Source organism: Vibrio sp. 10N.222.49.A3, assembly GCF_041475145.1.
Lineage (GTDB): Bacteria > Pseudomonadota > Gammaproteobacteria > Enterobacterales > Vibrionaceae > Vibrio > Vibrio tasmaniensis_A.
The window spans coordinates 61,056-82,023 of the sequence record NZ_JBFRVM010000038.1 but is presented as its reverse complement, the minus strand read 5'-3'; the positions used below and the strand labels follow the sequence as shown (position 1 = coordinate 82,023).

17 protein-coding genes are annotated in these 20,968 nt (G+C 43.3%); 10 read left to right on the top strand and 7 right to left on the bottom strand.

Going from position 1 to position 20,968, the window contains the following annotated elements; all coding sequences use genetic code 11:
• Positions 1–50: 50 nt before the first annotated feature.
• Together AB4589_RS08235 and AB4589_RS08230 are read right to left on the bottom strand one after the other, a co-directional pair.
• Complete coding sequence (locus AB4589_RS08235; protein ID WP_012603664.1) at positions 51–1,256, bottom strand: EAL domain-containing protein; 1,206 nt, start codon at positions 1,254–1,256, stop codon at positions 51–53.
• Complete coding sequence (locus AB4589_RS08230) at positions 1,253–5,395, bottom strand: ATP-binding protein (RefSeq protein WP_372100097.1); 4,143 nt, start codon at positions 5,393–5,395, stop codon at positions 1,253–1,255. The genes AB4589_RS08235 and AB4589_RS08230 overlap by 4 nt, the downstream gene beginning before the upstream one ends.
• A 370-nt stretch (positions 5,396–5,765) precedes the next feature.
• Between AB4589_RS08230 and AB4589_RS08225 the strand changes: the two genes are divergently transcribed.
• Positions 5,766–6,038, top strand: a complete 273-nt coding sequence (locus AB4589_RS08225; RefSeq protein WP_009846433.1) for a hypothetical protein — start codon at positions 5,766–5,768, stop codon at positions 6,036–6,038.
• A 19-nt stretch (positions 6,039–6,057) separates the two neighbouring features.
• Complete coding sequence (locus tag AB4589_RS08220) at positions 6,058–7,422, top strand: hypothetical protein (protein ID WP_372100095.1); 1,365 nt, start codon at positions 6,058–6,060, stop codon at positions 7,420–7,422.
• Between the two features lie 225 nt (positions 7,423–7,647).
• Here AB4589_RS08220 and AB4589_RS08215 read toward each other — a convergent pair whose 3' ends face one another.
• Positions 7,648–8,421: an ABC transporter substrate-binding protein gene (locus AB4589_RS08215; protein WP_372100093.1), complete on the bottom strand. Its 774-nt coding sequence runs from the start codon at positions 8,419–8,421 to the stop codon at positions 7,648–7,650.
• Positions 8,422–8,431: 10 nt separating this feature from the next.
• A complete protein-coding gene (gene hisC, locus AB4589_RS08210) occupies positions 8,432–9,565 on the bottom strand; it encodes a histidinol-phosphate transaminase (protein WP_017104259.1) in 1,134 nt (377 codons plus the stop codon).
• A 181-nt stretch (positions 9,566–9,746) separates the two neighbouring features.
• On the opposite strand from hisC, the gene AB4589_RS08205 reads away from it, so the two are divergent.
• From AB4589_RS08205 to AB4589_RS08180, 6 genes are all read left to right on the top strand, one after another.
• Complete coding sequence (locus tag AB4589_RS08205) at positions 9,747–10,634, top strand: LysR substrate-binding domain-containing protein (RefSeq protein WP_372100091.1); 888 nt, start codon at positions 9,747–9,749, stop codon at positions 10,632–10,634.
• Positions 10,635–10,919: 285 nt separating this feature from the next.
• Complete coding sequence (locus AB4589_RS08200) at positions 10,920–11,168, top strand: hypothetical protein (RefSeq protein WP_372100089.1); 249 nt, start codon at positions 10,920–10,922, stop codon at positions 11,166–11,168.
• 161 nt (positions 11,169–11,329) lie between these two features.
• Positions 11,330–11,950, top strand: coding sequence for a septation protein A (locus tag AB4589_RS08195; RefSeq protein WP_009846427.1), 621 nt, complete (start codon positions 11,330–11,332; stop codon positions 11,948–11,950).
• A gap of 195 nt (positions 11,951–12,145) precedes the next feature.
• A complete protein-coding gene (yciA, locus tag AB4589_RS08190) occupies positions 12,146–12,544 on the top strand; it encodes an acyl-CoA thioester hydrolase YciA (protein ID WP_009846426.1) in 399 nt (132 codons plus the stop codon).
• A gap of 194 nt (positions 12,545–12,738) precedes the next feature.
• Positions 12,739–13,035 carry a YciI family protein gene (locus AB4589_RS08185; protein ID WP_012603655.1) on the top strand — a complete coding sequence of 99 codons (297 nt, stop codon included), beginning with the start codon at positions 12,739–12,741 and terminating at the stop codon, positions 13,033–13,035.
• A gap of 1 nt (position 13,036) precedes the next feature.
• A complete protein-coding gene (locus tag AB4589_RS08180; protein WP_029223165.1) occupies positions 13,037–13,435 on the top strand; it encodes a GspS/AspS pilotin family protein in 399 nt (132 codons plus the stop codon).
• Positions 13,436–13,536: 101 nt separating this feature from the next.
• Here the strand turns inward: AB4589_RS08180 and metE are convergent, their stop codons facing one another.
• On the bottom strand, positions 13,537–15,885 hold the full coding sequence (gene metE, locus AB4589_RS08175; protein WP_372100086.1) for a 5-methyltetrahydropteroyltriglutamate--homocysteine S-methyltransferase: 2,349 nt from the start codon (positions 15,883–15,885) through the stop codon (positions 13,537–13,539).
• A 278-nt stretch (positions 15,886–16,163) separates the two neighbouring features.
• On the opposite strand from metE, the gene AB4589_RS08170 reads away from it, so the two are divergent.
• Positions 16,164–17,075: a LysR substrate-binding domain-containing protein gene (locus AB4589_RS08170; protein ID WP_086049155.1), complete on the top strand. Its 912-nt coding sequence runs from the start codon at positions 16,164–16,166 to the stop codon at positions 17,073–17,075.
• A gap of 154 nt (positions 17,076–17,229) precedes the next feature.
• Here the strand turns inward: AB4589_RS08170 and AB4589_RS08165 are convergent, their stop codons facing one another.
• Both AB4589_RS08165 and AB4589_RS08160 read right to left on the bottom strand, forming a co-directional pair.
• Positions 17,230–17,430, bottom strand: coding sequence for a DUF4250 domain-containing protein (locus AB4589_RS08165; protein WP_004736508.1), 201 nt, complete (start codon positions 17,428–17,430; stop codon positions 17,230–17,232).
• 121 nt (positions 17,431–17,551) lie between these two features.
• Complete coding sequence (locus tag AB4589_RS08160; RefSeq protein WP_009846420.1) at positions 17,552–18,232, bottom strand: hypothetical protein; 681 nt, start codon at positions 18,230–18,232, stop codon at positions 17,552–17,554.
• A gap of 237 nt (positions 18,233–18,469) precedes the next feature.
• Between AB4589_RS08160 and AB4589_RS08155 the strand changes: the two genes are divergently transcribed.
• Entirely contained in the window at positions 18,470–20,875 is a 2,406-nt protein-coding gene (locus AB4589_RS08155; protein ID WP_408063589.1) for a YgiQ family radical SAM protein, read from the top strand.
• Positions 20,876–20,968 lie beyond the last annotated feature (93 nt).

Here is a 20,968-nt window from a genome sequence, read left to right as displayed (position 1 = left end):
AATAGCGAACACATTCACTAAACAAATTTACCGTTATGTTCAAAGCCCGCTTATTTAATTTCTTTAATTAAGTTCAGCTCTTTAATTTTGCTGTCCCAGTCTTCTTTCCACTCTAATAGTTTACGAGCAGGCATTGGACGAGCGATAAAATAGCCCTGAACCAATGTGTCGACATTACTGATTTCACGAATGTCCATCCAAAGAGAATGATCCTCAACCCCTTCAGCAACTGTACTCAGTTCTAATAAGTGAGCCAAGTAGAGAGTAGCGCGAACAATGGCATGGCTTGAACGACTGCTTTGAATGTTTTTCACAAAGTCGATATCCAGTTTCAGTGCTGAAAATGGCAGGTCATCTAATTGCTTGAGTGAAGAGTAACCTGTTCCAAAGTCGTCAATCGCCAGGGGAATACCGCGCATGCATATCCTCGTGGTGGACGCTAAAGCAAGAGCGACACTTTCAACTAAATCAGATTCTGTTAATTCCAATTTTATCTGCTCTGTCTCAAGTTCACCTTGGTCGATCAAAGCGAAGATATAATCAACAATATCACCGTCAATAATATCTTTAGCTGTCAGGTTTATTGCAAATCTCCGCTCTCCGAGAAATGACTTCTCATTGATCGCTTGATTGATTAAATACTTCATCACCTCTCCCATTTTTCCTGACTCAAGTAACCGAGACAAAAAGAAAAAAGGGCTGAGTACGCCATAACGAGGGTGCTGCCATCGAATTAGCGATTCACTTTCTCGCCATTCACCACTATGGATACACACTATCGGTTGGTAATAGAACATAAACTCTTGGTTGCTTACCGCTTTTGCTATGTCTTCATCCGTAATAACGATGTCGCTATTAGAATTAGAAGCAGCCGCTTCTTTTGTAGAGTTAAGGTTAATTAACTTTGACAGCGACTCTTTTGCTATTGGCTTCTCAAGAACACCAAGCAAATTCAGGTTAAACGCTTTACACATCTTCCTTGCGGCATCGAGCACTGTTTTGCTTTCCGCACTTGTGATGATGATATTGCCTTGAAAATCGGCCTCAGCAAGGCGTTTTAGGAGTTCGATACCATCGATCATCGGCATATTCAGATCACATAAGATCAAATCGACAGAAGAGGCTTCAATAAACTCTAGAGCCTTATATCCACATTCAAAAGGTTGGACATTTTCCATACCCAAACTTTTTAAAACCATCCCCATTACATTCAATTGAAAAGGGTGATCTTCTATCACTACAACATGCTGGTTCATGGTAGCTCCTTAAATGGTTTGATTGATTCTGAACAATAAGTCTTCAATTGGTTCGTCAGCTGTTCGAGGTTATCGTAATGTGCTTGAATACCATCTAAGTCACTTAAGGAGACCAATTCCATTGTTTGCAATTGATTGGCAATGTCCTCTGTGCCTACCATTTTTGCAGCTCCCTTCATCTTATGAGCTACCTGTTTAATGGCTTCGAGATCTCGCTGTTCACACGCAGCTTGAAGCAAAGGCATGTCAGCTTGATGGCTCTTGATAAAGTCAGTGATGATCTGCATGACGAGCTCTTGGTCACCAAACAATTCAGTTAAGTTGGCGAGATCAATCGGAGCAGAGCTCGGCTCACTTTTAGGCTCCGAGGAACTAATACAAGGCTTATCGACAACAGATTGCACCTTATCAAGATGTTTGATTATGGTGTCGCCAATCACCCTTAATTTGGTTGGTTTTGATAAGAAGTCATCCATACCAATCTCAAAGCACTTATCATTTTCACCTTGCACAGCGTTTGCGGTTAACGCAATGATCGGAAGACGAGGTTGGTTTTGGCTCTGCTCTTTTACTCGGATCTGCCTTGTTAACTCATACCCATCCATCTCTGGCATGTGGCAATCAGTAATTAGCAGCCCATAATCTTCATTATCTAAGGCAACAAGTGCTTCCTTGCCGTTATCTACCATGTCGGCATGGAAACCTAATTGCTCAATTTGTTGAAGAATTATCTGTTGATTGATTGGGTGATCTTCCGCTATTAAGATAAGTCTTTGATTCTGTTTGGCAGACTCGCGCGACTCAGTACTCAATTTCAGATTATTATCATCTTGGACAACATCTTCCACAAACGCAGGACAGTTGTGCAAACAGTGCATCAACTGCGAAGGCAACAATGGGTTTGCTGACAGATTCCAGCCCAATTTGCATGGCGCAGGCGAAAGCATTCCTTGTTCACTGACACAAATAAACTGCACGCTTTCGGCGAACGTATCAATGCTCTGATCTAGCTCATGAGGAATAAACACAAAATCAGGCTCAATGGTATCGACCCAGTGTGCGAGCTCTTTAGTCACCTGAACATTCTTTGAGATAACCTTAATACCCCAAGATGTTAGATAGTTCTCTAATTCAGATTGCTGCATGAACGTTTTGGTAAGTAGCGCCACCTTGCCATTCATGTCCGCCCTGTTATTTTCAGCGAGCGTTTTAAGCGGCAGCGTAATAGAGAACGTTGAACCAATGTTGATCTTACTCGTTACGCTAAGACTGCCACCCATTTGTTCAATAAGTTGCTTCGAGATAGTCAAACCAAGGCCTGAACCACCATATTTCCTCGTGGTTCCTTCATCGGCTTGAACAAAAGGTTGGAATAGGTTTCGAATGTGTTCTTCACTGATACCGATGCCACTGTCAAACACCTCGAAACAAATTTGTTGCTGTTCACCATCCAGGTCGAGTAACTTTGCCGCTAAACCAACGGTTCCATATTCTGTAAATTTAATGGCATTGCTCAACAAGTTATTTAAAACCTGTCCAATACGAATATCATCCATTAAGACTGAATCATTCAACTCAGGGTCTAACCAAAATTTGAACTGTAACCCTTTAGCGTGAGCTTGCCTCGCCTGCAACTGAGTCACTCTAAGGGTCAATGTATCTAGACTTGCTGGCTGATAATCTAGGGTCAGCTTACCGGCTTCAATTTTCGAGAAATCGAGTATATCGTTAACAATATGCAGTAGGTTATTCGCCGATTGACTCAGCGTTGTATGGATTTTTTGAACTTCATAACCAACTTCATATTGCTCTGACAATTCCAACAAGCTAACAATGCCTCCCAATGGAGTGCGGATTTCATGACTCATGTTTGCCAAAAATCGAGACTTGGCCTCAGTTGCGGCGATAGCACTTTGTCTTGCTTGTGTTAGCTCTTCTTGCTGTTGTTTTAGCTCAGTGATATCAGTAAGAACAGAGTCCCATTCATAATAATCACCAAGATCAGAAATCTTACTCTGCAAATTGAGCCAGCGGTTTTGGTTATCAATATTCACTCCAATATCGAGGCTTAGTTTTCCCTCTTTATTTCCACTACGTACCTTCTTAATTAAGGTTCGACGATCCTGAGCATTAAGCGGTGCGAAAAAACTAATTGGAGAGCGGCGCAATTGAGCAGGAGTAAGCCCTAAAAGCTCCTCTACCCCATTACTAATAAAGACGAATTCAATATCGTGAAGACTTCGTTTGGGCTGAATATGCTGTATAACCGCGCCATGCAAATTGTTCGCCAGTTTCTGTACTCGGTCATCGGCACTTTTTGCAATTTTTTTCGCTTCGTAAAGCTCAGTAAGATCATCAAGAATGGTCACTGAGCCTTCGATATTCCCGTTGGAGATATAAGGGCACTTCCAATACGCGTAGTGTTTACTGCCTTGCGGCGAAACGACTTCTTTTTCTAAGCGAGGCAAAACAACCCCGTGATGGATCATTGTGTCTTCATCGGAGTTATTAACGATAGTTCCTTCGATTAACTCAAAACCAGTAAGCTGCTGCGCGGCACTGTTCAGACTGATTATCTGGTTATCCAAGTTACGCACAACAATAGGAAACGGCATTGCGTCCAACAATGAACGCTCGAACTCCACTTGATGTTTGAGAGCGGATTCAGTTCGCTTTCGATCTTCAACTTCACGTCTTAGTTTCCAACTCCATGCCATTACAAGCATAATGAGCACCGATGCTACAGAGATTAAAATGGCAGCACCCAAGATAACATCTGCCGTATCCACGCCTGATTCATAAGACACATCCAACCAATGCTTCTTGATCTGCTGATACTTGTGATGAGGTATGGCGAACAGCGCTTTGTTAATAATATTGTTCAGCACTTCTTGGTCGGCTTCAACACTGTAGGCGACTGGAATATCGTTGTCTTTAGATAGCAGGCTTGTTACGCGTAAGTACCCTGAATACTGGCCCTGTAATAGAGGAGACGCTAAATAGAGCGAAAGCATCGCTGAGTCTACCTCTCCTGTATCCACGGCATCGAGCAAAAGCAACTCAGAGCTATAGGTCTTAATTGGGCAAGCCTCACAATAGCGTTTCACAAGCTCTATTCCGACACTGTCGTTTATAGTTCCAATAACGGAGCTCTTCGTTAACTCACCGAATACCGCCAATTTACTCGTATCACTTTTACCAACCAGTGCCCACGGCTCAACCATGAAAGGCTTAGAATAGAGGTGATGCTCATCGTCACCAGTAGAAGGTGTCGCCTTAGTATGAATTACTGGAAGAGAAACTGGATGAGCTTGGTTGCCCTGTAAATCGAGGTCGTTGTCGTAAATAAAGTTTAACCCCGTAAGTCGGGATATTTCACTCAATATATCAATCGAAATACCATCAGGCTTACCTTCACTATTCATGAAAGATATAGGCTTAGAGTCTGCCGTCGATGATACATATATGTTCGGATTAAGAAGAAGGAACTGCTGTTCTTTTTCAGTTAATAGCAGCTTGTTTTTACTAACGACTAACAGAAGACGCCTTTGTATTTCGTTCAACCACTTTTTGCGAATATTAACAAGCTTGCTTGAGTTATCTTGGTTTATAGCGTTATTGATAATACCCAGCAACTTCCTATTTTCAGGCGTATCCAGTAAGGCAATAACATAATTATTTAAGGGTAAACCATCATGTAAGTTGACCGACAAAAATAACTCATAGGGGCTATTCATTAACTTGTTGTGCAGTAACACTCCATCATCAACAATGGCTAACGCGTTCTCTCGAGCTACAGCAGCAATCGCGGTTTGATAGGATGAATATGACTTAAAAGAAGAAAATGGGAGAAGCGATTTCACAGAAGACGCGTTACTCGAGTCTTCAAAATAAGCCAGGTTTCGTCCCTTCATTAATAAGTGGCTTTCAATAGGCTCACTACTTAGGCTAACCATTCGACTAGATAAGATAGGTTTAGAGTAAATAACACCGCTACTAGAAACATTTTGTTCAGCCGTAATAATGGCATCAACTTGTTCAGTTTTAAGTACGTTATTTAGATCCGACGGAGAATGAAAACCGACAAACTCCAAGCCATTCAACTCACGCTCTGCATAGAAACCGGTCAATTCAGGCAATAATCCCGAAACCTCCCCCTCTTGGACAACAACGTACGGAGAAAATCCTGAGGTTTGAACTCCGATGGTAATCGAACCACTAGCCTTAACGTAAAAAGATACGGAAGAAGCCAGGATAATTAGAGAAAGTAGATTAAAAGCGCGGAACATGAATAACCTAGAGTTTTATTAATTAGTGCACCTTATATCTTATTCACAGTCTCGACTCACCAATTTGCACTGAACAATATGGAACTTCTGTTTAACGCAATCGGTTGCTCCGTTTTGGCAGTATGACTTATAAAATGAATTGTAAGCAGTTGATACAAAGCTTAATAACCCAATCAGCTACTAGGTTGGTCTCCCCGATGTTATATGAGGTCCCATAACAATGATTAAATTTCTACATATCAGTGCAATTATATTACCTATAGCTTTGATCGGCTGCGGGGGAGATAGTTCAAAAAAATCAACCACCACTTCAAAGCCTAAAACCCAGCAAGTTACCGCGACTAAATCTACTCTAAACCAAAAACTGAACAAGGTAGATTTGCAATCAAAAAAACTGAGCTCAGAAGGCGTTAATACGATTATGAACTTGCCTGTCGGAAAGACGAGCCTATCTATCTCTACACCGACCAAATTCAGTCAAGTTAAACAATAGATATTGAAGGATTAGTATTATGAAAAAAACCGTTTTAGCTTCAACCATTTGTATAAGCCTATTCTCTTCGTCTATCGTTAACGCCCACTACAATGGTGCTCATGAAGTCGGTGAGAACATGCGTAGTAGCATTGATGAAATGATTACAACTAAGCTTAAAGCGTCATTTTTTGACTCTGCTGCGCTTTATATGGACGCAACAAATGTTAAGCAATTAAAAACCTCCCCAACTGGATTGCTAACATCTTTGACTACGGGTTCGCAGAACACGGAGCTTCCGTTGGAAACTAGACAGGAGTTGATCGACGCATCTCAAGAAGTCGGCTTTGTCGTTGACTACTTGAAGAAAAACCCTAAGACACAAGGTGTCGATAAAGAGGTGATGGATTTCTGTATTGCAGAAAACGTAGAAGCGAAGAATTGGCCGGGTATTGATTATGTTGTCGATCAATACGGCACAAAAAATGGTATCACTACGCTCCCCGTCTCTATTATCTATTTCGCATCCAAAGGCGAATGCCAAGATCCAAATGATTGGGCACCCAAGTTAAATCAGAGCACCGCAAAATCAGAATTTGAATCCTCAATTCCCCAAGAGATCATTGCTTACAGCTCAAACGTAGGTAACACTGGCGGTGAACTCGTCTTCATTCTTGAAAACAGTTATAACTTCAGTGACGAGCCCGAAGAGCAATTTGAGTCTTTTACTTTCTATCAAACATCAAGCGATGACACTCCTGGAACAGGTCTGTTTAGACGTACTCAAGTTAATAAAAACTCCTCAGACCCTACGCAAGCGTATTCAAAGTTTATCAACGTGGCATGTCAGGACTGCAATAGTGACAACGAGAAGTTTAAAGTTGAGAGCCGCGCCGAGTCTGGCTACGGTACAGTGTCAGTCGCTTCAAGTGCTGTCGAATCTGGAGGCAAATTAATTCCTGGTTTCGTAAGTGAAGATTCAACCGAAACCGAATACTTTGTTCAAGTAAACTATGAGCCAAAGGCCCCTAACAAGGCTACATCTCTATTCGTTGATGCATTCAAATTCGAAGATTCCCTGATCCATGGCCGTTACTATTACGATGGTTTTAAAGGTGTGAAGTTCAGTGCTGAAGAGTTACAAACCGCGAATTTAATTGCTGAATATTCCCTAGCTCATCCCCTAAGCTTAAACGGGCTATCGGTAGTGGAAACCAACGGTGTTCTAACGAATAACTCTTACTCACTACAGGTAAAATCAAATAACTCGGTCATTGTTGCTCCAGTAACCGTGACGGACGCAGAAGATATTCAATTATTAAATGAGATATCTAAGGTTACAGCAGAAGCTATCAATTACGACAATAGCGATGTGACGATTGCTGATTGGAATAAAATATACTAATCAGATCATTAGTTACGATTGTTCGCAAGGCACTGCCTACTTTCCTTGCACTAAGCCACTCAGTCGAGTGGCTTTTTTTGTACGTCTCTTCTCCCCTTCCCAACTACACACTTAAACACTTAAACACTTAAACACTTAAACAATGGTCTTTTGGAGCCAATAAAAATCCGAGAGCCTCACAGCCTTCGGATGTTTTTGGTGTTCTACTTTCAGATGCTAGGCGAATTACAAATCAGCGCCATAGATATCAAATGTGAAGTACTTCGCTGCGATCTTATCATAGGTGCCATTTGCTCTAATCTCTTCAATCGCGGCATTGAATTGTTTCACCAGTTTTGAATCCTGCTTTCTTAGTGCTAAAGCCGTACCTTCGCCAATGTAGGCTTTGTCTGTTACCGCTTTACCCTTGAATTCAAAGCCCTCACCTTCTTTCTTATCTAAGAAAGCCAATGAAAGTTGATCAGAGTTACCAAACGTTAAATCTAGACGCCCATTCTGCATATCCAGATAGACTTCATCTTGGCCGGTATAACGCTTAATGTTTGCCACATCGCCAAACTTGTCGGTTACGTAACGATCGTGAATCGTACCTTGCTGAACACCGATGTTTTTTCCTGTTAAGCCTGCCTCATCTACGCTGAACTCCACGCTTTTAGCTGCAACAAACACGGCTGGAGTTTGGTAGTACTTATCAGTAAACAAAATCTTGCGCTTACGCTCTTCAGTAATACGCATCGAAGCCATAATCACATCTGACTTTCTTGCCAATAAGCTTGGAATTAGCGAGTCCCAACTTTGTGAAACCCAAGTACAGTCTAATTTAGCTTGCTCACACAAAGCGTCAGCTATCTCAATATCAAATCCGACAGGCACACCGTCACTGTTTTTATAGTTGAATGGCGGATACGTAAAGTCTGACGCCAAACGGATTTCTTTCGCCTGTACCGTTGTACCAAGTAAAGCGGCCGCACAAGCGAGTCCTAGTATTATCTTTTTCATCATTGCCATCCTAGATATGATCTTTATCGAGTTGAGATTGAGTTTCTTTATGCTGAGATTGTTTGCCTTGTTGATTCTTTTCTAATTCGGTTTGGTAGCGTGTTAGTGACGTTATCACTTCTAGCATGCTCTCTTGGCTACCAATACTGATTCGTACACAGTTACGCAAAGCAGGTTCGTGGTTTTGGTTTCTTGTCACAATGCCATCCTTCGCCAATACGCTAAACACATGGTGCCCCGGTTTTTGACGTAGCAAAACGAAATTAGTCGATGAAGGGTAAACCTGTTCTATAAATTCAAACCGCGTTAGCTCACAAGCAAACCGATTACGCAATTCAACCAACTTTAACGTCGCGCTTTCCATCAACGCAATTCGTTCATCAGACAATGCGTCTAGCACTATTTGAGATGAGCAATCTGGCATTGGATAAGGGGGAATCAGTTTCGCGACATACTGCATCACATTTTGACTCGCTAAGATAAAGCCACATCGAACCGCAGCCAATCCAAACGCCTTAGACAAGGTGCGAATCACAACCAAATGCGGATAACGCGCAATAAGGCTCACAGCTGACGTTTGTGGTTCAAATTCGATATACGCTTCATCGACTACCACTAGCGACTTGCCAATCGTGCCTTCCAGTACCTGAATCAAATCCAATTTAGGGATCACATTGCCCGTAGGGTTGTTTGGTGAGCAAAGAAACACGATATTAGCCAATTCCGCTTTATTCACTATATCAGCGACGTTAAGGCTGAAGTCTTCCTGCAATGGAGAGTCTAAAGTATTAATCGCCAATGCATCGGCGCAAAACTCATACATCGCATAGGTTGGAGAACAGATAAGTATGTTGTCGCTCGCCGGCTTACAGAATGTTCTAATCAGCAAATCAATCGCTTCATCTGCACCACGGACAGCAACCGTCGCGGCATCAGTGCCACAGTAATCTTGGTAAGCCTTAGCAATATCTTGTGGTAAGAAGTCTGGGTATCGGTTGTGACTTGCTTCTCCTTGAAACAGCGAGCTTTCCAATTCATTGGCGTTTAACCAAACACGTCCATCACCACCAATTCTTCTTGCCGATTGATAAGGTATTAATTTTTTTACAGCCTGAGGTACTAAGCTATCAATAAAAGATGTCAAGAAGCTATCCCTTTCACAAAATCACAATGTCTTCATCATTGCCTTCATATTCAATAAATGTGACCTATACACATATTGAATCACAAATGATGATTAAGTATTTACATTCAAACAGAACACTATTGATAAATGAATCGAAATAATCACATAATAGCCATGATAAAAAATCATAGGTAAAGATATGAATCGCACACTTCCTTCAACTAAAACCTTGCTCGCGTTCTTGTCGACGGCAAGGCACCTCAATTTTACGCGAGCGGCACATGAGCTGAATGTTACGCAAGGTGCAGTGAGTCGTCAGGTATTGTCGTTTGAAGAAAGTCTCGGGTGCGATCTTTTCTACCGACATGCTCGCGGGTTGTCATTAACACCTAAGGGAGAAGAACTGGTTCCGCTGATTCAAGATACCATCCAACAACTGCAATCGGCGTTAAATCAAGTTGCCAGCTCTCCATCGAAGATCAAGCTCAACGCACCAAGTTGTATTACCTCTTGGCTGCTACCAAAGTTGATGTCTTTTCAGCAAGCCTATCCTGAAATTGATGTCGAACTCACGTCGACCATCAAGCACGTTTTTGAACCAAGCTTTGACCCGTTTGACGCCGTAATCACCTATGGTAAGAAGCCAAGCCAACAATCGATAGTGAGCCAGTTATTGTTCAACGAGCAACTGGCTCCGGTCTGCCAAGCTCAAAGCATTACGCAAAGCCATCTTGTAAGTAGCGCTTCTACTATCATCAAGCCACATCAGCTCGCCCAATACACTTGGTTGCACGCCAACAATGAGCAGAGTGATTGGCGGCTTTGGTTGGAACACATAGGCAGCCACGACCTTTCAAGCAAGAACAACCAACAATTCGCGACGCTCGATCAAGCGATGAACGCAGCCATTCAAGGGTTTGGTATTGCCATAGGCGACATCACGCTGGCCAAGCAAGATATTGATTTGGGTAGATTGGTGAAAGTGAGTGAAGGCAGTGTCTTCTCTGGAAATGGTTACTTCTTACTGCAACCCAAGAATCGACAAAATACATCCTTATCTACGCTGGTTGATTGGCTCGTCGATTAGCGGCAATCATCTTTGGAAAGCCCCCACTGTAGCTTTAATAGATCGTCATAATGAGAATTTTACCGTTCTCAAAATGAAACTATTTCCCGGTAGCTACGTATTGGTGTTTAGAGTTTAGAACGGACGTTTCTTTAACTAGTTGAAAAGAAAATTAATTCAACTTTTTACGTCAGAAATTCTATCCCAATGGATAAAATGGCATTCGAATTGCTTTGTCATAGATAACCCAACCAATATACAGCAGGTTGCACCAATAACATTGCAGCTTGCCACGGAGGATAGGCTATGACCTTACAAAGACACACGTATTACGGCTTGATTCACCATGGAATTAAAACTCTATTAATGGACAGAATTGGCCACTTCACAGAGCGTGAATATCACGAGTATCTCGACTTAACGACCGGCAAATCGACGTGTTTTACCATGAGTGAACAAGAGCTCGAGAATACCTTAGACAGTTTAAAGAGCGAAGGTTACCTTGAAGATATCAAGAAGCTAGTACCTCGCTACCAAACCACATCAATGCAATAACGTTCTTAATCTCGATTGGGCGCTTCAATCCTTTATTGGGGTTAAACTCGCCAAAACGGTTAGATGTAATTAATTGGCATCCAATTGTCTCGAGCTATTTAGCATCGAGACAGTTTTGGTTAGACTGTCTGCAACTCAACTAACTGGATAGTCAGTGCCACATGAAGCAAATTCTTGATTTCATTCCTCTCATTATTTTCTTTGCGCTTTACAAGATGTACGACATCTACACGGCTACAGGTGCATTGATTGTTGCTTCCGCAGTACAAATCATTTTGACGTACATCATCTACAAGAAAGTAGAAAAAATGCAGATCATCACCTTTCTAATGGTTGCCGTATTTGGTGGCATGACCATCTTTTTGCATGATGACAACTTCATAAAATGGAAAGTGACCATCGTTTATGCGCTATTTGCTATCGGCCTTACAGTCAGTCACCTAATGGGCAAATCAGCGATTAAAGGCATGTTGGGTAAAGAGATCTCTCTTCCTGAAGCAGTATGGGGCAAGATCAACTGGGCTTGGACTCTGTTCTTCACATTGTGTGCGATCCTCAATGTTTACGTTGCTTTCAACCTGCCATTGGATGTGTGGGTCAACTTCAAAGTGTTTGGCTTACTGATCGCTACTTTTGCATTTACCTTACTAACGGGCGTTTATATCTATAAACATTTACCAAAAGACCAACATTTGCCAAAAGATAAGCATCAGCAAAGAGACCAAGAAACACAAAACGATACGCAACAAGAGCTCTCAGGTAAAAATACCGAGGAGAAATAACCCTTAGGGATGAGTCCTCACCCCCTTTTTGATACAATTATTATCAATATGCGATTTAACAGTGGCCAATGATACTCGTGATCATTGGCCACTGATTGTTTGTGTTCGGTGAATACGTTAAAAATACGACCACCGCGAACCCCGCAAACACATCTATTTAAATTTAAAACAATCAATACCATTAAGAGTACAACAATGACTATTCAATCAACTTTGAACCCGATTGGTTCTTTACTTCTTCGCACTTTGGCGATGCCTTCTGATACCAATGCAGCAGGCCAGATTTTCGGTGGTTGGATAATGTCTCAGCTCGACCTTGCTGGCGGGATACTGGCGAAAGAGATCTCTAACGGCAAGATAGTCACCGTGTCAGTATCAAGCATCGAATTCAAACAGCCAGTGTCGGTTGGCGATGTGGTCTGTGTTTATGGCGACTGCACCAAGATTGGCCGTAGCTCGATGAATATCGACCTAGAAGTCTGGGTTAAGCCTGTACTTGATCACGGTATTGGCGATCGTTACAAGGTATGTGGCGCGACATTCAACTACGTTGCCGTGGACGAAAGCGGTAAACCTCGCTCAATCAACAAATAACGTTTTTCATTAAGCCATTAACGCAAATGGTCTTTAGTTTCAGCAAATGAAATTACTAAAGACCATACAACTCTCTCGCACCAATTCACAATTTCTTGTCATTAACTCTTCCAATACCGATTAGTTCGCGTAAATTAGCCAGATAACTAATTTAATCGCTCTAATTCAGTGAAGTAACATAAGGATATCTCAACATGTGGTACGTGATTTTTTCTCAAGACGTCGAAAACTCATTAGAAAAACGCCTAAGTGTTCGCCCACAACATCTAGAACGCCTACAAACACTTCACGATGAAGGCCGACTGTTAACAGCAGGTCCAATGCCAGCAATTGACTCCGATAACCCTGGCGAAGCAGGCTTCACTGGTTCTACTGTTATTGCTGAATTCAACTCTTTGGAAGACGCACAAGCATGGGCTGATGCAGACCCGTACATCGCTGCTGGTGTCTACCAGAATGTAATTGTTAAACCATTCAAGAAAGTATTTTAACGTGAAAAAATGGATTATTGGGTCACTGGCTATTGCCCTACTCGCAGGCTGTAGCTCATCAAGTGAACAAGACAAACAAAGACAGTTAGAGATGATGGCTCACCATCGTGCGGGCGTTTTATCTGCCGGCCTACCTATTGAGTATGGTCCACTCTCTATCATGCGTGTGCTAGCAAAAAATACTGTCGTCGAAATCATGATGATCTACAACCAAGATGCAAAAGGTGCTAAGCCTTTAAACCAAGTTGTAGATATGAGTGTGAATAGCTACTGCACCAACTCTGAAGTAAGAGCTAACCTCGACATGGGCTTAGCTTACAACATCAAAATTCGCAATACACGCGGACAACTGATGGTTGAAAAGCTGATCAGCAAAGAGACTTGCCAGAGCAGCAGCTAGATTCGATATTCGAACAAGCATAAAACCAGAAGGCCTCGCAAATGCGAGGCCTTTTTTGTGGTTCATCGTGGAGTAGAGGGTCAATCAAATCTTAGACTAAATTATGCCTCAGCGGATCCCCACTCTTTACGCAGTGTCTTCGTCGCCGAAACTAAGTTAGTAAGTGCCGCTTCTGTCTCTGCCCAGTTACGAGTCTTTAATCCGCAATCAGGGTTTGCCCACAAACGTTCTGCAGGTATTTTTTCTGCCGCTTTCTTAAGTAAATCTACAATCCACTCTTCTGAAGGGATGTTTGGCGAGTGAATATCATAAACGCCAGGTCCAATCGCATTCGGATAGTTAAACTCTTCAAACGCTTTCAGCAATTCCATGTTCGAGCGAGAAGTCTCAATGGTAATCACATCGGCATCTAGCGCGGCCACTGAATCAATGATCTCGTTGAACTCGCTATAACACATATGGGTATGAATCTGAGTTTCTGGTTTAGCACTCGCCGCTGAGATCTTAAAGGCATCCACTGCCCATTCTAAGTACTCTGCATGGTCGCGTTTTTTCAAAGGCAAACCTTCGCGAATAGCAGGCTCATCGATTTGGATAATGTTAATACCTGCGTCTTGTAAATCAGACACTTCATCACGTAGAGCAAACGCCAGTTGGTTAGTGATCTCTTTGCGTGAGATGTCTTCACGAGGGAATGTCCAACATAAGATAGTCACTGGCCCTGTGAGCATGCCTTTCATCTGCTTTGAAGTTAGAGATTGAGCATAAGTCGACCACTCGACCGTCATTGGTTTTTCACGCTCGATATCCGCAACCACAATCGCCGGTTTCACGCAACGAGAGCCATAACTTTGTACCCAACCAAACTTAGTGGTTTGGAAGCCTGCTAGGTTTTCTGCAAAGTACTCCACCATGTCATTGCGTTCCGCCTCGCCATGCACAAGCACATCCAAATCTAAGGCTTCTTGGCGCTTAACCGCATCAGCAATATGACCTTTCAATGCGGTTGTGTATTCCGCTTCATTCAGTTTGCCAGTTCGGTAAGCACTACGCTGAAGACGAATCTCTCCTGTCTGTGGGAACGAACCAATGGTTGTGGTTGGTAACAGCGGTAAGCCGAGAACTTCAGACTGATGCGCTGCGCGCTCTGCGTATGGAGCACTGCGTTCTGCCAGTGCTTTGGTAATGGTATTGATACGAGCCTGAACTTGTGGCTTGTTCACATGAGTCGCGTTCTTACGGGCAACAATTGGTTGGCTGTAAGTCTCACACGCCAAAATGGCATTTTGATCGCCGTCTAACGCCGCACCCAACAAGCTCACCTCGGTGACTTTCTGTTTTGCGAAGGCAAACCAACTCTTCACTTCTTCGCTAAGCGTTTCTTCTAACTCCAAATCAACAGGACTATGCAGCAATGAACATGAACTTGCGATCCAAAGCTTATCTCCTAGTTTGTCTTTCACAGGTTGCAGTAACTCAAGCTGCGCGGCTAAGTCAGCTCGCCACACATTGCGTCCATTGATTGCACCCGCAGAAAGTACCCAATCTTCCGGTAACTTATTAACCACTTCATCGAGTTGCTGCGGTGCTGCTACTAAGTCGATATGTAAGCCGTTGATAGGCAGATCTACGATTTTATCTAATGTATCTGTGACCGAATCAAAGTAAGTGGTAAGTAGTAGTTTTACATCGCCTTGAATCACTTGGTAAGCCAGCTTGAATGAATCTACCCACTGATTATCAAGCTCCAAAGCCAGGATTGGCTCATCAATTTGGACCCACTCTACGCCAAGCTTTGAGAGCTTTGCCAAAATGGCTTGATACGCGGTAAGAAGGCGAGGAAGTAGAGATAAGCGGTCAAACCCTTCTTCCACTTCTTTGCCTAGGTATAAGTAAGAGAGTGGCCCAAGGAGTACAGGCTTAACTTTGTGTCCTGCTTTAATCGCTTCATTCACTTCATCAAACAGTTGAGGCCAACTTACTTCAAAAGAGTCATCTTTGCTGAACTCAGGAACAATGTAGTGGTAGTTAGTGTTGAACCACTTGGTCATGTCAGAAGCAGCTGAACTGTCTTTAGTGACATCATTCGACGTATGCGAACCACCGCAGCAAGTAGATTGAACTTGAGACTGACCGCGACCTACACGGAACAAGGTATCTAAATCTGGGAAGGATTTTTCATCTTCAGATCCACCAGCATGGCGCTTGGGAACGTGACCTAGAAGTAGAGTCGTAGTTAGTACATGGTCATACCATGCGAAGTCACCCGCAGTTGCAAAGCTTAGATTCGCGTCAGCTTGTACATTCCAGTTACGATTTCTTAATTCACTGCCGATCTGCTTAAGCTCAGATTGATCGATCTCACCGCGCCAGTACTTCTCGAGAGTGAATTTGAGTTCGCGTTTTTCACCGATACGTGGGTAGCCAAGAATATGCGTTGTTGTCGTCATGTGTCTGTTCCTTATTCGATAATTTTAATTTCCGGTCAGACTGCCTGTAATGATTGTATTTTCAACAAAGGCGTCTGGATGGCTAAACTATCTCCCTAATCTGAACGATGAACAAGGTTCAAATATTCATCTTGTTTATTAATAATTTTCATCTTTAATAATCTAACCGCTAATTTATTAAATCCATCTGGACATCCAGACGTTTACAAATGAAAGAAAACACCGTAGGGTGATTATTAAGAAATATTGAATTAGCTTAGGGAATATGAGGAATACTCATGATAGAGCTTAAACACCTTCGAACATTGACCACCTTGAGAGACAGCGGCTCGCTAACCGCGACTGCAACTTCTCTTCATCTGACTCAGTCGGCACTTTCTCACCAGTTGAAAGACCTTGAGGCCCGTATTGGCGGTCAGCTCTTTTTGCGTAAAACAAGGCCGGTTAAATTTACCTCGGAAGGCGAAATTTTGTTAAAACTGGCTGATGAGATACAGCCACAAATCGCCAAAGCTGAAAACGAACTCGCAAGCCTAAAAGAGGATGTGAATGGCCGATTGCACATGGCGATCGAGTGTCACTCATGCTTCCAATGGCTAATGCCCGCTTTGAAGGAATACCAAGTTGCTTGGCCAAGCGTGACCTTAGATTTCTCGTCAGGGTTTGGGTTCGAGCCTCTACCGGCATTGATGGCTGGAGAACTCGATTTGGTGATCACCTCTGATATACAGCCCCGTTCTGAAGTTCACTACGAACCGCTTTTCGATTTTGAGATGCGTTTGATCACCGCGATCAACTCTCCTTTAGCCGAAAAGCCGAGTATTGAACCGCAAGATCTTAGTGATATTACGATGCTCTCTTATCCGGTTCAAAAGCAGCGTCTCGATGTAGTGAAACACTTTTTGCAACCTGCAGGCGTTGAACCAAAGAAATGGAAACAGGCAGACAACACATTGATGTTAGTGCAAATGGTATCGGCAGGTTTAGGTGTTGCGGCCTTACCTAATTGGGCAATCAGTGAGTTTTCAAGACAAGGGTTAATCGCCAGTAAACCATTGGGCAAAGGACTTTCAAGAAGGTTGTTCGCAGCGGTAAGAAACTCAGAAAAAGACAAACGTTACCTACAAGCTTTCTTTAGCACGGCAAGACAGCAAAGTAAGAGTCACCTAGATGGCATTGAGGTCGTTTAAGAGACTCGTTGTTGGGTTAGTTTATGCCTGCGTTGAACCTGATAGATATGCGCCAGAAACAAAAAAGTCACAGATTATCTGTGACTTTTTATTACCAATACCGACAACAGGCAATGAGTATTAATTCGTGATAGAAGAAACTCTCATTGTGAGCTTATCTTGGATAAGACTTAAACTGGTTAGTTAATGGATCGTATTGATAGCCCAACATATCAAGCTTACCTACAACACTTTCTATATCCATTTCATACATACTGATCAGCTCTTCAAAGCTATCGCATTCTAAGCGAAGTTTTTCATTCACGATTCCCAGCAAAATAATGCTATCGAAACCTTTGACGTTGCTTAAATCCATCCCGTACTCCTAACGAACACACCGACTAGATTTAAGTTTAGAACGCTTACCAACACCACGCTAAAAAACAGATCACACTTTTTCGATTCAACACCGAAAGGCTTGTGAGATCAGTAACCGCCTACATCGCCCAAACTGGCGTTAAACCAACAGCCGCCGCCAATAACATCAACAATGAAATAGTCAGCTGAAGCTTTTCAGGGGTTTTAACGAACAATAAATGCCAACACCACACCACGATAGCTGAGATTAGCAAAGCAAAGCTAAACAGCAGAGTTGAAATCATTGGCTCTAATTGAGCTTCAGACAGAGAGTAAACATTGATGACCGTCGCCAAAACCACCAACATCCCCGTCAGCACACCAACAACGGGCAGAACACGGTGAAAAGCCTGTAAGCGTGTTCTTGCAATCGTCAGCAGTAAATGACCAAACGCTGCCCCCAATAAAACCACGAGTAATAAAGTGCTAATAATACCGACTGTGGTTGCTTGCTCCGTCGCTTGTATAGCAACGTATGACAGTGCTAAACCACAAGCTAAATACATCACCCAAATAGGGCCAGAATCTCGAGTCTTCTTGGTTTGAACTTGAGAATAGAAATAAAAGATCGCGAACACGACAAGAAATGCTTCAATTCTTAATGAGGCAACGGCAAGCCAAAGCACGCCAATTGCAGGCAACATCTTGTGAATGCGGCCACGTTGTCCCGGGCAAATATCCCCTTTCACTAAGATGAGGGTTAAGATCAGTTGGGCTCCTAATAGCATCGGAGCAAATTGTACTAATAACGTTTCGACCATTGTGGATCTACTTCTTCAAACTTATTTTCGCGAATAATATCAAAAACTGGTGCGAACACTAATCAAAATCATAAATTAGAGACGAGATTCAAGGCTTCAACTATGCTGATGTATGGCTCTTCTGTCGCCATTTACCGTAAAAATACGAAAGACATCAAAACTAACAGGGGCATGTTCTACTGGCTAGTCTAGGCTCATGCCGCTATAATTCCCGCCTCAAAAATCAGAGGTTGAAATATGTACAGCGATATCACTCCTATTCACGAACACAAAAAATACTGGGCCGAGTGCTACGGAACTGCACCTTTTTTGCCTACCAGTAGAAAGGAGATGGATGCTCTTGGATGGGATAGCTGTGACATTATTATTGTAACTGGTGACGCTTATGTCGATCACCCGAGCTTTGGCATGGCTATCATTGGTCGCCTTCTTGAAGCTCAAGGATTCCGCGTGGGCATTATTGCGCAACCAAAGTGGGACAATAAAGACGCCTTCATGAAGCTAGGTAAACCTAACCTATTCTTCGGCATTACAGCGGGTAACATGGACTCCATGATCAACCGCTACACCTCTGATCGCAAATTACGTCACGATGATGCTTATACGCCAAACAACGAAGGTGGCAAGCGTCCTGACCGTGCAACTCTAGTTTATTCCCAACGTTGTCGCGAAGCCTACAAAGGCACGCCAATCGTTCTTGGTGGTATCGAAGCAAGTTTGCGCCGTGTGGCTCACTACGACTACTGGTCAGATAAAGTTCGTCGCTCTGTATTGTTTGACGCAAAAGCAGATATTCTTCTTTTTGGTAACGCTGAGCGTGCACTGGTTGAAGTGGCACACCGCATTGCCGATGGCGAAGACATGTCTACGCTGACCAATATCCGCGGTACTGCTATCAATCTTCCTGCTGCCCCAGAAGGCTTCAAGATCATTGACTCTTCTCGTATCGAAAAGCCGAACAAAGCGTACGTTCCTGTTAACCCTTACGAAGTTGAAACCCAGTGTGATACTAAGAAAGACGAAAAAGAAGAAGTAAAAGCGCAACCTATTACTATTCGTCCTTCTCGTCACGACGCAAAAACAACCGCGGTTCGTATCCCAGGTTACGAAAAGCTAAACAATGACCGTATTCTTTACGCTCACGCTAGCCGTATTCTGCACCTTGAGACAAACCCGTACTCAGGTCGAGCTCTGATTCAACGTCACGGTGATCGCGAACTTTGGGTTAACCAAGCGCCGATTCCATTGGCCACAGAAGAGATGGACTACGTGTTTGGCCTTGCTTATAAGCGTGTTCCGCACCCTATGTACGGCAAAGCGAAAATCCCTGCATACGACATGATCAAAACCTCGGTTAACATCATGCGTGGTTGTTTTGGTGGCTGTTCTTTCTGTTCAATCACAGAGCACGAAGGTCGTATCATTCAGAACCGCTCGAAAGAATCTATCTTGGATGAAATCGAAGACATTAAAGATAAAGTGCCGGGCTTCACAGGTACTATTTCTGATTTGGGCGGCCCAACGGCGAACATGTACCGTTTAGGTTGTTCAGATCCTAAAGCAGAAATTAACTGTCGTCGTCCATCATGCGTGTTCCCGAAAATCTGTGAAAAGCTAAACACAGACCATCAACACACCATCGACCTGTACCGCTCTGCGAGAAAAGTACCGGGCGTTAAGAAGATCATGATCGCTTCTGGTGTACGTTACGACTTAGCAATTGAATCTCCAGAATACGTGCGTGAGCTTGTGACTCACCACGTTGGTGGTTACTTGAAGATTGCTCCAGAGCATACTGAAAAAGGCCCACTGGATCTGATGATGAAGCCGGGCATGGGCACGTACGATCGTTTCAAAGAGATGTTCGAGAAATACAGCGCTGAAGCCGGTAAGAAACAGTACCTAATTCCTTACTTCATCTCTGCTCACCCGGGCACAGAAGATGAAGACATGCTAAACCTTGCAATGTGGCTGAAAAAGCACAACTACGAGTGTGACCAAGTACAGAACTTCTATCCATCGCCGATGTGTAATGCAACGTCGATGTACTACTCAGAGACCAACCCTCTGAAACGCGTGAAATATAAGAAGCGTGAAGATGTTCCTGTACCGAAAGGTGATCGTCAACGTCGTCTGCATAAAGCGCTGCTTCGTTACCACGATCCTGAAAACTGGAAGATCATCCGTGAAGCGCTGATCAGCATGGGTAAAAAGCACCTAATTGGTGACAAAGCAAACTGTCTAGTACCAGAAGAAGATTTTGAAGCTCAGACACCGGCGCAGCGTCGTAAGTCTGGTCGTCACGGCTCACAGCGCTTTGCGACTAAGCACAGTAAGTCTCAACCAGGTCTTGGTGGCGAAAGCCCACGTAACCATTCTAAGCCTGGCGGCAATAAGCCAAAACCGGGCGGTAAGAAGCCAACGGGTAGCCAAGGTAATGGCAATCAGGGCAACGGAAAGCAGAACGGCAATGGTAACGCGCATAAACCAGCGACGGGCTTCATCAAAAAAGCCCCTGCTAGTCAGCAATCTCAAGGCAATGGCGGCGGGAATGGCAAGCCAAACCGTAACAAAGCGGGTAATGGTCAAGGTGGTAAACCTGCGAGTAACGGAAAGAATCGCCAGCGCGCAACACAGCGTTAATATAGCGACCCCATTTACTTGGTTATCATAAAAATACAAAGCGCAGCTATTTAGCTGCGCTTTTTTGTGTCTGTTACTAATGAACTACCCAAA